Annotated in this window: 9 protein-coding genes and 3 tRNA genes; 8 read left to right on the top strand and 4 right to left on the bottom strand. The window is 70.4% G+C overall.

Features of this window, described 5'->3' with window-relative positions; translation table 11 throughout:
- Window positions 1-150 precede the first annotated feature (150 nt).
- Genes BCF44_RS27415 through BCF44_RS27400 form a run of 4 tightly spaced genes read left to right on the top strand, consistent with a single transcriptional unit; the run spans window position 151 to window position 8,984 of the window.
- Complete coding sequence (locus tag BCF44_RS27415) at window positions 151-3,132, top strand: AMP-binding protein (protein WP_116177251.1); 2,982 nt, start codon at window positions 151-153, stop codon at window positions 3,130-3,132.
- Complete coding sequence (locus BCF44_RS27410; RefSeq protein ID WP_116177250.1) at window positions 3,125-4,303, top strand: NAD(P)/FAD-dependent oxidoreductase; 1,179 nt, start codon at window positions 3,125-3,127, stop codon at window positions 4,301-4,303. The genes BCF44_RS27415 and BCF44_RS27410 overlap by 8 nt, the downstream gene beginning before the upstream one ends.
- Window positions 4,304-4,359: 56 nt before the next feature.
- Window positions 4,360-8,499, top strand: a complete 4,140-nt coding sequence (locus BCF44_RS27405) for an RHS repeat-associated core domain-containing protein (RefSeq protein WP_116177249.1) — start codon at window positions 4,360-4,362, stop codon at window positions 8,497-8,499.
- Window positions 8,500-8,522: 23 nt separating this feature from the next.
- Window positions 8,523-8,984 carry a DUF7691 family protein gene (locus BCF44_RS27400; protein WP_116177248.1) on the top strand — a complete coding sequence of 154 codons (462 nt, stop codon included), beginning with the start codon at window positions 8,523-8,525 and terminating at the stop codon, window positions 8,982-8,984.
- Here the strand turns inward: BCF44_RS27400 and BCF44_RS27395 are convergent.
- Genes BCF44_RS27395 through BCF44_RS27385 form a run of 3 tightly spaced genes read right to left on the bottom strand, consistent with a single transcriptional unit; the run spans window position 8,968 to window position 12,231 of the window.
- A complete protein-coding gene (locus tag BCF44_RS27395) occupies window positions 8,968-10,218 on the bottom strand; it encodes a glycosyltransferase (RefSeq protein WP_116177247.1) in 1,251 nt (416 codons plus the stop codon). The genes BCF44_RS27400 and BCF44_RS27395 overlap by 17 nt on opposite strands.
- A 3-nt stretch (window positions 10,219-10,221) precedes the next feature.
- Window positions 10,222-10,845, bottom strand: coding sequence for a TetR/AcrR family transcriptional regulator (locus tag BCF44_RS27390; RefSeq protein ID WP_211353251.1), 624 nt, complete (start codon window positions 10,843-10,845; stop codon window positions 10,222-10,224).
- Window positions 10,846-10,884: 39 nt separating this feature from the next.
- A complete protein-coding gene (locus BCF44_RS27385; RefSeq protein WP_116177340.1) occupies window positions 10,885-12,231 on the bottom strand; it encodes an FAD-dependent monooxygenase in 1,347 nt (448 codons plus the stop codon).
- 113 nt (window positions 12,232-12,344) lie between these two features.
- Between BCF44_RS27385 and BCF44_RS27380 the strand changes: the two genes are divergently transcribed.
- The 4 genes from BCF44_RS27380 to BCF44_RS27365 all read left to right on the top strand — a co-directional run bounded on the left by BCF44_RS27380 (window position 12,345) and on the right by BCF44_RS27365 (window position 13,902).
- Window positions 12,345-13,334 (top strand): quinone oxidoreductase family protein, encoded by a 990-nt coding sequence (locus tag BCF44_RS27380; RefSeq protein ID WP_116177245.1) that lies wholly within the window; start codon window positions 12,345-12,347, stop codon window positions 13,332-13,334.
- 291 nt (window positions 13,335-13,625) lie between these two features.
- Window positions 13,626-13,697, top strand: a tRNA-Gln gene (locus BCF44_RS27375).
- 11 nt (window positions 13,698-13,708) lie between these two features.
- Window positions 13,709-13,797: transfer RNA gene (locus BCF44_RS27370), tRNA-Ser, on the top strand.
- 18 nt (window positions 13,798-13,815) lie between these two features.
- A tRNA-Ser gene (locus BCF44_RS27365) sits at window positions 13,816-13,902 on the top strand.
- A 50-nt stretch (window positions 13,903-13,952) separates the two neighbouring features.
- On the opposite strand, the gene BCF44_RS27360 is transcribed toward BCF44_RS27365, so the two are convergent.
- Window positions 13,953-15,470 (bottom strand): alpha-L-arabinofuranosidase B, encoded by a 1,518-nt coding sequence (locus BCF44_RS27360; protein ID WP_116177244.1) that lies wholly within the window; start codon window positions 15,468-15,470, stop codon window positions 13,953-13,955.
- Between the last annotated feature and the right edge of the window lies 1 nt (window position 15,471).

Below are 15,471 nucleotides of genomic sequence, written 5' to 3'. Positions count from 1 at the left end.
ACCCTAGGAGCGGGACCGGTCGGCCCACGAGTGTCAACGTTCCGGACCTGCTCATGACGATTGTCATCCCGGCACCAGCGGCCTGCGAGCGGACGACCACCGCGCCGGCCCAGGATCTGCGTGCCCGCTAACGATCCTCGGGAGGCGGCCATGCCACCAGCGGTCCTCACCGGCCCCGTCATCGACTATGCCCACGGCGATCGGATCGAGCAAGTCCTCGTCGGTCACGCGGCGAGCCGGCCGGAGGCCCCGGCGCTGCGCTGGCACGGCCAGGTGGTCACGTACCGGCAACTGGTCGACCGGGCGTCGCAGGTGGCGGCCGGTCTGGTCGAGGCCGGCGTCGAACCCGGCGACGTGGTCACGGTGTGGCGGCGGCTGGATCCGGACCTGGTGGCGACGCTGCTCGGGGTGCTGATGGCCGGCGGTGTCTACTCCGGACTGCCGGCCGACTGGCCGATGGGTCGGGTCGTGGAGTGCGTGCGGGCCTGCGACTCGCGGGTGATCGTCAGCGATCTGCCAGCCGCCGGCACGCAGATCGCCGGCGTTCCGGTCGTGCTTCCCATGCGCGGCAACGGAATCGAGCCGGTCGGCGGCGATGCCCCGTTCTGCGTGTTCATGACCTCGGGCAGCACCGGCACGCCGAAGGCGGTCGCCTCGCCGCATCGGGGCATCATGCGCCTCGCGTACGACGATCTGCTGGCGCTGTCGGCCGAAACCGTGAGCCTGGTGCGGGCGCCGATCGCGTGGGACGGGTTCGCGGTTGAACTCTGGCTGCCGCTGCTGCTCGGCGGAACCTGCCTGCTGGGAGAGGCGGGCGCACTCTCCACTGAGGACGTTCGGAGCCTCGTCGCGCAGGGCGTGAACTACTTCTTCCTGCCGACCTCGCTGTTCGGGGCGATCGTCGAGGACGGCGTGGACAGCCTGGCCGGCGTGCGGACGCTGCTGGTCGGCGGTGAGCGCATGGCCGCCGAGCACGCCGTGAAGTGCGTCAAGGCGCACCCCGACCTGCGGCTGGTCAACGGATACGGCCCGGTCGAGGGCTGCGCGTACGTCACCGGTCACCTGGTCGGCGACGAAGGCGGCGAGATCCCGATCGGCACCGCCGCCCCGAACACCACGATCTACCTGCTGGACGAGAACCGCCGACCGGTCGCGCTGGGGGAGCGGGGCGAGATCGCCGTCGCCGGCGACAGCGTGGCCCTCGGCTACCTCGGCGACGAAGCCGCCACAGCCGAAAAGTTCCCGTCGCTGAACCTCAACGGCGAGAACGTCCGGGTCTACCTGACCGGTGACCTCGCGGAAGCCGACGACAACGGCGTGCTGCGGTTCGTGGGTCGCGCCGACCGTCAGGTCAAGCTGCGCGGGGCACGGATCGAGCTGAACGAGGTCGAGCGCGCCCTGGACGCGTTACCCGGCGTCGGAACGGCCGTGGTGGTGGGCCTCCCCAGATCCGGACCGGTCACCACCTCGCTCGCGGCCTTCTACCAGGGCCCGAACGCCGACCAGGTGCGTGCCGCGCTGGCGGAGGTGTTACCCGCGGCCTATATTCCGGACATCCTGCTGCCGGTGGACCCGATGCCGTTGACCGGCAACGGAAAGGCCGACCTCGACGCGTTGTGCGCGCTGTTACCGAGCTCCCAGTTCGAAGCCGACGGTCCATTGGGGACGGTCCTGAGAGCCGCGACCGATCTCCTCGGCTTCACCCCGCAGCCGGACGAGGACCTGTTCGCGCAAGGCGCGTCCTCGCTGACAGCGGTCCGATTGGCCAACAGAGTCAAGCGTGACCTGGCCTGCGAACTGACCGGGGCGGACGTCCTCGCCGCCCGCACCATCACCAAGCTCCTGGCGATCATCGCCGAACGGCCCCGCACCGCCGCTCCCGTCCCCACGGTCGAGCGCGACGACGGCCCCACCCGCATCCAGAGCGCCTTCCGTTTCCTCGAACAAGCCACTCCCGGCAGCGACGATCTCCTGATCCCGGTCGTCTACCGCATCCGTGGTGACGTCGACGCCAATCGTTTGCGGCAAGCGGTCCACGCCGTCGTCGCCGAGCACGATGCCTTGCGCACCAAGCTGTCCATGGATCTGCGCACCGGCAAGGTCTCCGCCACGGTCGTGCCGGCCAAGGAACTCCCGGACCTGCTGACAGTCGCCGAACCGGTCGAGTCCGAGGTGGACGCGATCGACGTCGTCACGAAGTTCACCCGGCGGCTCCCGAGGCTCGACCGCGAGGTGCCGCTCAAGGCGATCCTGCAACCCTGTGGTGCCAACGACTACGTGTTCGGCATCGCGACCCATCACGTCGCCGTGGACGGCTGGTCGCTGGAACGCCTGGCCCGCGCGATCGGCGACCGCTACCAAGGCGTTGCCGGGTCGGAGGAATCCACCAGCTACGCGCAGGTCTTCGCCGCCCAGCAGTCGGCCCCGACCGACGTCGCCGAGTGGCGGGAGCGCCTCGACGGCATCCCGGCGCCGGCGATCGGCCGCCGACTGGGCGTGATCCGACCCGGACCGGTATGCGAAGTGCCGCTGGATCTGCCTGCGCAGAAGGACATGGCCGACTGGGCGGCGCGCACCGACCGCACCCCGTTCACCGGCTACCTCGCCGCATACGCCTGCGCCCTGCACACCGTGTTCGGCATCGACGCCGTGCCGGTGAATCTCCCGGTCGTCGGCCGCACCTCGCCGGAGTCGGAGTCGGTGCTGGGCCCGTTCTCCAACAACGTGGTGATGGGCCTGCGGAACCTGGGCCAAGGTCCCGAGGCGGTCGCGGCGGCCGCCGCCGAGCAGATGCGGGCCGTGCTGGACAGCCAGCTGCTGGACTTCGACGAGGTGCTGGACGGCCTGGTGCCCAAGTCCGAGTCCTGGAACACGTTCTACCAGGTCAACTTCGTGGTGCAGGAGAACTCGCCGGCGGCGCTCGCCCTGCCGCCGGCCGCGGTCGAGCACAGGCGCATCCCACCCCGCGCGTCGACCATGAAGCTGCGAATGGAGCTGTTCCTGGCCGGCGAGCCGCACGGCGTGCTCGCCTACCGAACCGACTGTGTGCGAGACGAGGAAGCGCGCGGGATCGCCGAAGCCTGGTCGGCGGGTATCAGCGCGCTGCTGAGAGCGGAGCCGCGAAATGTATGACGTGATCGTCGTCGGCGCCCGCTGCGCCGGCTCGCCCACCGCGATGTTGTTCGCCCGCGCCGGATACCGCGTCCTGCTGCTGGACAAGGCCCGTTTCCCGAGGGACACGCTGTCCACGCACTACCTGCACCAGCCGGCCGTCGCCCGGCTGGCGAGTTGGGGCCTGCTGGACGCCGTCACCGCGTCGAATTGCCCGCCCATCGACCTGGCCCGGCACAAGGTCGCCGATGTCGTGCTGGAGGGCTGCTCGCTCCCGGTCGACGGGCACAGATCCGCCTACGCGCCGCGAAGATTCGTGCTCGACCCGATCCTCGCCGCCGGCGCGGTCGCCGCCGGGGTCGAGTTCCGTGAGAACTGCACGGTGGAAGACCTGCTGTTCGAGGACAACCGGGTGGTCGGCGTCCGCTGCCGCACCAGGTCCGGGACCGTCGCCGAGGAACGCGCCACGCTCGTGGTCGGCGCGGACGGCATGAGATCCCTGGTCGCCACCAAGGTCGCCGCCCCGTTCACCATCAGCCACCCGCTGATGTCCTGCACGTACTACAGCTACTGGGAGGGCGTGCCCTCCTGTTTCGAACTGTTCGAGGGCAACGACCGCTGGGTCGGCGCGCTGCCCACCAACGACGGTCTCACGCTGATCAGCACCTATTTCCCACAGTCCGCATTCGACCGGGTCAGGGCCGACGCGCAGACCGCCTACCTGGCCAACATCCGCGCGACCACGCCGGAGCTGTACGAGCGGATGCTCGGCGGCCGGCAGGCCGAGCGCCTCTACGGCACCGGCGACCAGCAGAACTACTTCCGCCGCGCGGCCGGCCCCGGCTGGGCCCTGGTCGGCGATGCCGGCCACCACAAGGACTCCATCACCGCCCGCGGCATCTCCGACGCGTTTCTCCAGGCGGAGCTGTTGGTCTCCGTCATCGGCAGCAGGCTCGGCGACCACCAGGCGCTCGAACGCTTCGGCGCGGAGCGCGACGCCAAGCTGCTCGGCATCTACCACAGCACGCTGCTCGCCGCCGGCCTGTCGATCGCGCCGGACCGGCTCGCGCTGCTGCGGGCGATCTCGACGCGACAGCAACTCGTCGACGGCTACTTCGCCACCGTCGCCGGCGCGTGCGAGATCGACGACTTCTACACCATGCCCGAACTGGCAGAGGTGCTCGCGGTCTGACGGCCCGGCCCGGCCGCACCTGGTAGAAGTGGTGCGGGACTTCGGGGAGGCCGGCGTTGAGCAAGATCGACACGAATCCTGACCACTTACGGCGCTCGGGCGGCAAGCTGTCCGAGTTCGGCGAGAAGATCGCCCAGGGTGGTCAGAAGCTGGAGACCGCCGGGCAGGACCTGGTGCAGCACGCCAGCGGCGACCGGTCCGGCGTCGGCGCGGTGGTGGCCAAGGCGATGGGCCGCGGCGTGGAGATCACCGGCAAGGTGTTCAAGGAGGGCGGCCGGGTCGCCGGCAAGGCGGGGGAGAACCTCGGCAAGACCGGTGACCTGCACGAGGAGGCCGACCTCAAGGGCCGCGACGGCCTGCTCAGGCATCATCCCGAGGACAGGACGAAGAAGCTCCCCGGCTCCGGCGGCGAGGAGGCGCCGAAGTCGGTCGGCGCGGGCGGCAAGGGTGGCAAGGACAAGGAGCCGGCGAAGCTGCCGGGCGCCGGCGGCGATGCAACGCCGAAGACGGTGGGCGCGGGCGGCGGAGGCAAGGACAAGGCGCCGCCGAACATTCCGCCCACCGGCAAGAACCGCCCGCGGCAGCCGACCGACAACTCGCTGCCCGGCGGCAAGAAGAAGTGCCTGACCGACCCGGTGGACGCGGCGACCGGAACTGTGATCATCCGGCAACGCGACGTGACCCTGCCGGACCTGGTGTTCGAGCGCACCTATCTCTCCTCCTACACCGCCGGCGGCTGGTTCGGCCCGTCGTGGCCGTCCACGGTGGACCAGCGGGTGGAGGTGGACCGGGACGGTGTCTGCTACTTCGCGCCGGACGGCATGATCCTGTGCTACCCGCATCCCGCGCCCGGCGCGGACGTGGTGCCGATCTCCGGCCCGCGCTGGCCGCTGGCCACCGACACCGGCGAGGGCGACTACCGGATCACCGTGCCGGAGACCGGCCGCCAGCTGCACTTCACCGGCCCGATGGACGCCGGTGTGGTGCGGATCGGCGCCGTCACCGACAACGACGGCAACCGCATCGATTTCGACTATTTCGACGGCGTTCCGGTCGGCATCCGGCACTCGGCCGGCTACCGGATCGGCCTGCGCGTCGAGGAGAGCCGCGTCACCGAGCTGCATGTGCTCGGCGACGACATGGACGTCCTGGTGATGCGCTACGGCTACGATGACCGCGGCCGGCTCACGACGCTCACCAACTCCTCCGGCCAGTCGACGCGGTTCGCCTACGCCGACGGCAGGCTCAGCGGTTGGGACGACCGCAACGGCACCTGGTACCGGTACGTCTACGACGCCGACGGCCGCTGCGCGCAGACCGTCGGCTCGGGCGGGTTCCTCGACTCGCGCTTCCAGTACGGCGAGCGCAGCACCACCTTCACCGATGCGCTGGGCCACAGCACGACCTACGAGTTCACCGATGCCGGGCAGGTCGCCCGCGAGACGGATCAGCTCGGCCGGACCACGACGTTCGACTGGGACCGGCACCACCGCCTGCTGTCGCGCACCGACCCGCTCGGCCGCACCACCCGGTTCGAGTACGGCAACGACGACGACCCGACCGCCGTGATCCGCCCGGACGGCAGCCGGGTGACGCTGACCCGCGAGGCCGACGGCGGGCTGACCATCGAGGTCGACGGCTGGCGGCGCACCTACGAGCCCGGCGCCGCACCGGATCCGCTGACCGACCCGATCGGCGTCGGCGGCGTCAAGGAGCTTGCGGCGACGCCCGCCGCCGGCCCGCCGAATCGGTCCACTGTGGACCTGTTCGGGCGGCCGATGTTCACCAGCGACCGGCGGACCCGGTTCGGCTGGACCGTCGAGGGCAAGCCGGCGTGGCGCGCCGGACCCGCCGGCGGCGAACGCTGGTCGTACGACGGCGAGGGCAACGAGTTGGAGCACGTCGACGTGCTCGGGCGGGTCACCAGGCGCGAGTACGGGCCGTTCGACCAGCTCACCGCCGAGGTGGACGAGACCGGCGCCCGCACCACCTTCAAGTACGACAACGAGTTGCGCCTGAGCGAGGTCACCGGCCCGCACGGCCGGACCTGGCGCTACCACCACGACGCCGCCGGCCGGCTGCTGCACGAGACCGACTTCGACGGCCGCCGCTTCCAGTACGACTACGACGCCGCCGGCCAGCTGATCCGGTCGGTCAACGGCGCCGACGAGGTCGTCGAGTACGGCTACGACGCGCTGGGGGCCGTCGTCGAGCGGCGCACCCCGACCGAGACCACCCGCTACCGCTACGACCCGGTCGGCCGGCTTGTCGAGGCCGCCAGCGACGACGCCGTCGTGCGGGTGGAGCGCGACGACCAGGGCCGCGTCGTCGCGCACACCGTCAACGACCGCACGGTCTCCTTCGCCTACGACCCGGAGGACCGCTGGATCCGGCGGCAAACCCCGGCCGGCGTGGCCAGCGAGTGGACCTTCGACGCCGACGGCAACCCCACAACGCTGACCACCAGCGAACACACCACTGCATTCGCCTACGATTCGGGCCGCGAAACCACCCGAATCGTCGACGACACCGTCACGGTCCGGCAGTCCTACGATGCCGACCATCGGCTGACCGGCCAAGCCGTCGAGGTCGCCAACCGACCGGTGCACGCACGGGCCTACGACTACCGAGCCGACGGCAAGCTCGTCGGAACCCGCGATGCCGCCGGCCCGACGCGGTACGACCTGGACGCCGCCGGCCGCGTCACCGAGGTCGCCGCGCCCGACCACGTCGAGCGCTACCGCTACGACATCGCCGGCGACCTGATCGACGCCAACGGCGTCACCCTGCGGTACAACGGAAACACGCTGGTCAGTGCCGGTGATGAGCAGTTCGAGCACGACGCCCAGGGCCGGCTGGTGACGCGCCGCCGGGGCGCCGACACCTGGCGCTACACCTGGGACGCGCTGGACCGCATGACCGGCGTGACCACCCCCGCCGGCACAACCTGGACCTACCGCTACGACCCACTGGGCCGGCGCATCGCCAAGGAAGGGCCCGACGAACGAGTCGAATTCGTCTGGGACGGCACGGTTCTGGTCGAGCAGACCCGAATCGACGCGACTGGCCGGCGGGTCACCACGTGGCACCACCACCCCGACGACGACCGACCGGTGATCCAGCAGGAACAGGATCGGTCCTACACGATCGTCGCCGATCACATCGGATCGCCGACCCGCCTCGTCGACGAGAACGGCCTGGCCTGGCAGGCCACCACCACGCTCTGGGGCGCCGGCCCGCAAGGCCCCACACCGCTGCGTTTCCCCGGCCAGTACCGCGACGACGAGACCGGCCTGCACTACAACGTCTTCCGGTACTACGACCCGACCACCGGCCGTTACCTCAGCCAGGACCCGCTCGGCCTGGAACCCGCCCCCAACCCGGCCGCGTACGTCGCGAACCCGCTGGCGGCAACGGATCCGCTGGGCCTCACCCCCGACGAGGGCTGCGGCACCGGCGACGCCGCCCAGACCGGCAAGAAGCGCCCGCGGCCGGCCGACGACGCGGACAACGCCGCCGCCACCGGATCCAACAAGAAACCCAAGACGTACAAGGCCGGCGACATCGTCAACGACGACCTCCAGCACGATGCCGTCACCAAGCACAAGGAGAACCTCGCCGACCCGGAGGCCACCTCCAAGGACAAGAAGAACTCCTCCGAGGCGATGGGCGAGGCCGGCGCGGTCGACTACCTCAAGAAGACGACGGGCAACGACGACATCGGCATGACCACCGCCAGCCGGACCAATCCGCTGGATCCGGAGAAGTACAAGATGGAGGCGGGCAAGCCGTGGCCGGACGCGGTGGCGTTCAACGGCGCCAACGTGTCCGACGTCGTGCACTGGGACGGCAAGAACCTGCACGTGGTGGAGGCCAAGGGCGGCACCTCCGAGCTGACCGGCGGCGACGTCGACGGCCGGGTGCAGAAGTACGACCACACCACCGGCGAGCTGCGGCCGTACAAGGACCGGGTGGACAACCCCATGCGCATGGACCAGGGCAGCCAGCGCTACCTGACCGACGTCGCGCACTCCATGACCCACTCCAAGATCCCCGACGGCCGCAACCACATCGGCCAGACCATCCTCGACGCCCAGGCGAACGGCACCGTCAAGTACACGCCGGTGGGCACCGCGATCAACCCGCAGGACCACGCTGTGGTCAAGGTCAAGCACGGCTACGGTGAACAGCACTGAACCCGACGCACTGGACGGATCCGATGAGCTACACGCTGGCGTTCTACACGGCCCCGCTCGACGAGCTGACCGCGCGGCTCGAGGAGCAGGGCGACAAGGGTGACACCGAGGTCGTCGCCAAGCGCGCGGTGGAGTTCCTCCGCGAGCTCGGCGCTCCGGTCGACGCCGTGGACCACAGCTCCGCCGGCGGCGAGTGGTTCCGCGACCACTTCGTGGACGAGGTGCTCGGCGGCCTGATCGGCCGGGACACCGCCGCCCACCTGGTGGAACGGCCGCTGGCCGGCACCCAGTGGTCCGGCTACCCGTCGATGGGCTGGCTGACCCGGGACGAGGTGGCCGCCGCCGTCGCCGCGCTGGACGAGGCCGGCGACGAGCCGCTGGCCGACGCGGACGACCCGGAATCGGAGGAGATGCTGGAGCTGGTGAACGACATCCTGCACATGGCCGCGGAAACCGGCCAGGACGTCGTCACCGTGTACTCGTGACCCGGTCGACGACCCGCAGCACCTGACCGGGGCCGTCCTCCTCGGCGAGTTTCGCCGCCACCGCCTTGGCGTTGGCCCGGAGGTCGGCGTCGGTCATCGCGGTCGTGATGGCGGCCGCGAGACCGTCGACGGTCAGCTTCTTGAACGGCACGGTGGCCGCGCTGGCGCCGAGCATGTCCAGGCGGCGGGCCCAGAACGCCTGGTCGCCGGCGTACGGGATGGCGACCGCCGGAACCCCGGCGCGCAGGCCGGCCCCGGTGGTGCCGGCGCCGCAGGCGTGCGCGACCGCGCCGACGCGGTCGAACAGCCAGTCGTGCGGGACCTCGCCGATCGTGATGACGTCGTCGGTGGCGACGTCCAGGTTGGCCCAGCCGGCCTGCACGATGCCGCGCACGCCGGCCTTGTGCAGGGCCAGCGCGACCAGCGCGGACACCCGTTCGGCCTCCGCCTTCGGCATCGGCAGGCTGCCGAAGCCGATGTACATCGGCGGGGGACCGGCGTCCAGGAAGCGTGCCAGTTCGGCCGGCGGCTCCCAGTTCAGCGGCCGCGGCGGCCACCAGTAGCCGGTCACGTCGATCCCGGGCCGCCAGTCGTCGGGCCGCGGCACGACCGTCGGCGAGAACCCGTGCAGAATGGGCCATCCGGCCTCGGTTCGCCTGCGGCGCAACGTCCTCGCCGAGACCTTGGGCAAACCGAGCTGTGCACGGAAATGCGCCACCGTGTTGTTGTAGACGCGATCGATGACGCCGGCCCCGAATCGGCCGGCCATGCGGTTGATCGCCGGGCCGCCCGACCACGTGCCCATCAGCGCGGGCGGGAACGCCCCCGTGGTGGACATCGGCTGGAGCCGGATCCCGATGCTGGGAATGCCCCGCGCCTCGGCCAGCGGATGCCCGGCCAGTTCGGCGAACGGCGACAGCAGCAGGACGTCCGCCGGCTCGTCCTTCAGTGCGATGAGAAGATTCTCGCCGGCCAGGCGCATGCCCTTGGGGGACATGAACTCCATCAGCTGCTTGGCCGGATTCTCGATCTCTTCGAACGCGGACAGGTCCGCCGTGGTCGTGCCGACCTCGTGCGGCACGAAACGCAGCCCGCAGCCGGTGATGAGGTCTTCGAAGATGGTCATCGCGGACAGCGTCACGTCGTGTCCGGCGTCTTGCAGTCGGGTGCCGATCGCGATCAGCGGCGCGGTGTCGCCCCGCGAGCCGACCGCTGTGATCACCACCTTGGCCATGATCTACCCCCTTCTTGTTGCTCTGTCGAACAGAGCGACCAACTCCTCCGCGTAGCCGTCGAGGTCGAACTCCGGATTGAGCATCACTTCCATGATCGGGCCGTTGATCACGGCGCCGCGGATCGCCGTCGCGGTCCGCTCCACGTCGAAGTCGCAGAACTCCCCGGATTCCTGCCCCTGCCGCAGAATCGTGGCCACGTCGAGTTTCGTGAAGCCCGCCATCAGCTCCGGATCGATCGACAGGCTGTTGACCAGGTCGCCGTCGGCGGTCCGATAGCTCATGCCGATGTCCATCACCGCGGCGTACTGGGTGCGGTGCGTGCGCAGGAAGAACGCGTTGGCCAGGATGTAGGTCCGCAGCTTGCCGGCGGCGGTCCGCTCCAGCTCCAACTCGGGCACGATCGCGTCGATCGCCTCCCGGTACGCGTGGTTGATGATCGCCTGCACCAGTTCGTCCTTGCTGGCGAAGTGGTACAGCACGACGCTCATCGCCACGCCCACCCGCTCCGCGATCTTGCGGATGGAGGCCTTGGCGTATCCGATCTCGGCGATGACGTCGATCGCGGCCTGCGTGATCTGGGTCCGCCGGGCGGTCTCGGTGAACGTCCTGCCGTCGTTCGATCGCACGATCTAAGATTAGATCGATCGATCGAACAGCGTCAACGGCTACGAGACGTAGCCATCCGGACGGACCAACAGCGCGCCCTGGCGCTGGTCGGCGAGGAGTTCGACGCGGACCGGCCACTCGCCGTGATGGAAGACCGTGGGCGTCGGGGTGAACAGCGTGAACCATTCACCGACGGCATCGAGCGTGGAGCGGCCGTCGGCGAGCGGCAGGTGCGGCATGCGGTGGCCCGGCTCGGTCGTGGGGGTGTACTCGGCGCCGGGGTCCTCGGTGGTCACGTAATCGACGCCCAGGACCAGGCCCATCTGCGCGAAATACCGCTCCGACCAGGGGAGCTCGCCGTCCTGTCGCTGCTGGGCCCGCCGCAGCTGGTGGGCGTTGGCGACCGCCTGCCGGAGCGTCAGGTGGGCGACGGGCTTGCGCTCCGACTCGTACGTGTCGAGCAGGCTCGGTTCGGCCCAGCCGTGGAGCACCCCGGCGAGCTTCCAGCACAGGTTGTGCACGGCGGCGAGGCCGGTGTTCATGCCGAGGCCGCCGAGTCCGGGGACCGTGTGCGCGGCGTCGCCGGCCAGGAAGACCCGGCCCCGGCGAAGATGTGAGGCGACGAACCCGGTCGACACGAACTGCTGCACCCGCAGGACCTTCACCGCCACATCGACCCCGATGGCGTCGGTGACGAGGCTCTTCCAGTCGCCTGGCTCCGCCGGCGTGGGCACGAACCAGGCCCAGCCGCCCTCGGGGTAGATCGGCGCGAACATGCCGGTGGCGGTGAAGTACACGCCGGCGGGCTGCTCGGCCGCCCACTGCCGGAGGTCGGCGTCGAACACGACGGTGGTCATGCGGGCCATCGCGCCCGGGCCGTCGATGTCGATGCCGAGCAGTTGGCGCACGGTGGAATTCGCGCCGTCGGCGGCGATCACGTAGCGGGCGCGGACCTCGCCGGTGCTGAGGTGCGCGACCACGCCGTCGTCCTCTTCGGACAGTGCGACCAGCTCCACCCCGAACCCCACGGGAGTGTCGGCCGCCGCGAGCAGCGTCGGCTCCAGGCGGTCCTGCGAGGTCACCACGCCGTACTCGGGGCTGTCGGGGATCGGGGCGTGCACGCCGATCATCGCCGCTGAGCCGAGGTCCGGGTCGAACAGCCGGTCCCGGAAGCGGACCCGGCCGAACTCCGGCGGGAACGCCCGGTCGCGGACGGTGGCGGCGATGCCCAACTGCCGGAAGATCTCCATCGAGCGCACGTTGACCAGCCGGGAGCGGGGGAACGGCGACAGCTCCCGGTGCTTCTCGACCAGCAGCGTGCGGACGCCCCAGCGGGCGAGCAGGGCCCGGGCGGTGAGCCCGACCGGCCCGCCGCCGGCGATCAGGACGTCCACCTCGTCGGTCATGACCAGCACGGTCGCGCACCGGCCGGTCGGCCGCAACGTACGATCGGGCAGACCGCCCGTAAGAGGTAAACGTGCTACGGTTATTTCAGACCTGCGAACCGGGAGATGATCACATGCGTGCCGTTCGGTACGAGCGCTTCGGCGACTACGACGTCCTCGACCTGGCCACCGTGCCCGACCCGACGCCGCCGGCCGGCTGGGCCCTGGTCCGGGTGACCCTGGCCGGCGTCAGCCCGCTGGAGAACACCGCCCGCCAGGGCAAGCTGCCGGCCGGCGCGGTCAAGCCCTTCCCGGTGATCCCCGGCTTCGGCGGCGTCGGCGTCCTCGTGTCGCCCGGCGACTCGCCGATGGCCGCCGGCGCCCGGGTGGCGCTGAGCGGCGGCCGGTACGGGCTCGGCGTCGACGGCACGTGGGCAGAGCTGGTGGCCGTCGACCCGCAGCACCTCGTGCCGATCCCGGACGGCGTCGACGACACCGCGGCCGCCGCCCTGATCACCGGCGCCGGGTACTCGACGGCGCTGCTGGCGTTGACCGAGCTGGCCGATTTCCGGGCCGGGCAAACGGTTCTCGCGCCGGGCGTGGGCGGCGCGGTCGGGCAGGGCGGCGTCGAGGTCGCCCGCGTGCTGGGCGCGTCGCTGGCGATCACCACCGCCACGTCGAGCGCCAAGGCCTTGCGCGGCCGTGAGGCCGGCTACGAGGTCATCGACCTGTCCCAGGAATCGTTGCGGGACGGCGTCGCGCGGCTGACCGACGGCAAGGGCGTCGACGCCGTGCTGGACGGCGTCGGCGGCGCGATCACCGGCGAGGCGATCGGTTCCCTTGCCCTCAACGGAACGCTGGTCAGCGTCGGCTATGCCGCCGGCACGACCGCCACCGTCGATGTGACCGACTTCATCTGGAAGCGGGCCCACGTGCGCGGCTTCAGCTTCGGCCTGTTCACCCCGGAAGAGGTCGCCGCCATCGACGCCAGACTGCTGGACCTGTTGGCCCACAAGGAGATCACCCCCGTCGTCGACCGGGTTTTCCCGCTCGCCGAGGCCGCCGCCGCGCAGCGCCACCTCATCGAGGGCGGTCCCTTCGGGCGGGTCCTGCTCGCCGTGTAATTGCTTTGACGCAGTGTCGTGGCGTGGGACAGGATTGCGCCACACCACGAACCGAGGGAGCCAGTGATGACCAGCATGCGACAGCGCGGGACTCAGTCCGCCAGCGTTGTGTCGTGCTCATCCAGCGGCTCCTGACCCGGACTTCTCCCGGGAGCCCCCCGTCGGGGCGGCTTTCGTGTTCTCACGCCATTGTCGCGACGCTCGTCTCCGCCGCCTCTCAGTCGCGGCCGACGCGAGCAGTGGGTCCGGCCGCCCCCTGCTGTGTGGGGCGGGCCGGACCCGTCCAAGCGATGCCCGTTGGTCCAGTCGGCAGGACGCCGGACTCTGATTCCGGAAGCCGAGGTTCGAATCCTCCACGGGCAGCGGAAGTTCCTGGAGGGCTGGCCGAGTGGCAAGGCACCGGATTGCTAATCCGTGGTCCGGGACTCACATCCCGGCGCGCGTTCGATCCGCGCGCTCTCCGCTTCTTGCGTTCCACAATGGAGGATTGGCCGAGTGGTAAGGCAGCCGTCTCGAAAACGGTGGTCGGCGCGAGAGCGTCGCGTGGGTTCGATCCCTACATCCTCCGCCCGTTGACACCGACGTGGTGGGCGAGGTTTCCCGCCCACCACGGTCCGGTCACGCCCAGGGGCCGGTGACCTCCCAGGTGGTGTCGTCCGCCCACAGGTTCGGGGTGTCCCAGGGATTGGTGCCGCCGCCGTCACGCGCGATGTAGACGGTCGCGTTGTAGTGGCGGATGTAGTAGCCGGGGTAGTTGTAGGACTGGAAAGACGTGTACGAGCCGGAGTTGCCGGCAGCCGGGCAGAAGGTGGCGTCGTTGGCCATCAACGCGCTGCCGTCGAAGGGCTGCCGGTGCAGCTGGTAGTTGGAATGGCGCAGGTAGTCGCCCGGGTAGTTCTTGGACTCGAACGAGACGCAGGAGCTGTTGGCCAGGCCGGGACGGATTATCCAGGTGGCGTCGTTCTTGTCCAAAGTGGAGCTCGACCCGGAGATCACCGACGTGACGGCGTCGCCGTTGGCGTGTCGGATGTACCGCGTGGTGCAACAGGCGGTGGTGGCCCGCAGCGAGATCGACGATCCGGGGTTGAGCGTGCCGCCGGGAACGCCGTTGGAGCCGCCGTAGCCGACGGACACGATGTTCGCCTGCACGGCGTTGTCGGCAGCATCGCTCGGCACGCCGGCCGTCATGACGCCCTCGAAGAACGAGCCGACGTCGGCGTTGCTGTTGTCGCCGCCGGTGCCGAGGACGATCGCGCCCTCCTGGTGCATGGGGGAGTAGCCGCTCTTGACCGTCGGCTCGGAGCCGGAGTATGTGGTGGTGAGGCTGCCGGTCTGGGAGTTGCCGCGCTTCAACGCGAAGTGGTTCTGGCCGTTGTTGTTCAACATCGCGGTGACGTACGGGATCGCGCCCGGACCGGGATCGGAGGCCTGGGTGCCGGTGTTCGACTGGTACAGCCCGTTCTCGAGGTCGGCCGCCACCCACGGGCCGCCGCCGTTGCAGCCGCCGAACTCGCAGCGCAGGCCCAGGTAGACGGCGTCCATGTGCCCGTTGCCGGTGTCCTGGTTGTTGGTTTCCGCGTTGCCGTAGTCGAAGCAACAGCCGCCGTTGACGTGCGTGGGCGAGGCGACCATGTACATGCCCTCGGGCTGGCCGTTCACCGCGACACCGGAGGTGTGGTTGTTCCGGTAGCCCATGCCGGAGGAGATCTCCAGCCCGTACGCCGTGTGCCCGCCGACGCTGACCGGCAGGGCGTTGGCCGGCGCGCCGACATCCGCCGCGCCCGCGCCGCCGGCGGCCTCGATGGTGAGGTCGTTGTGGCGCGGCGACTGGTCGTAGATCTGGTTGATGATGCACGTGGCGTTGAGGCAGAAGGAATCCTGCGCGGCGGCGTTGGCCACGCCGCCGGGGGAGAGCAGGCCGATGTCGGCCAGCGCCCCGTCGGACCGTTTCACCTGGTAGAGGGGGCCGTTGTAGGAGGAGTAGAGGGCGCGGACGGTGCTGTGCGCGGCGACGCAGGGGGTGCCGGCCGCGCCGTAGATGTCGCAGGGGAGCGAACCGGCGGCCTGGGCCGGCGCGGCGACCAGGAAGCTCAGCGCCAGGCCGATCAACCCGGCGAGGGACAACAGGCGTTTCATG

This window comes from Kutzneria buriramensis (assembly GCF_003387475.1).
GTDB classification, from domain to species: domain Bacteria; phylum Actinomycetota; class Actinomycetes; order Mycobacteriales; family Pseudonocardiaceae; genus Kutzneria; species Kutzneria buriramensis.
Note: the sequence above shows the minus strand (reverse complement) of the source record. Positions and strands in the feature narration are given on the sequence as shown.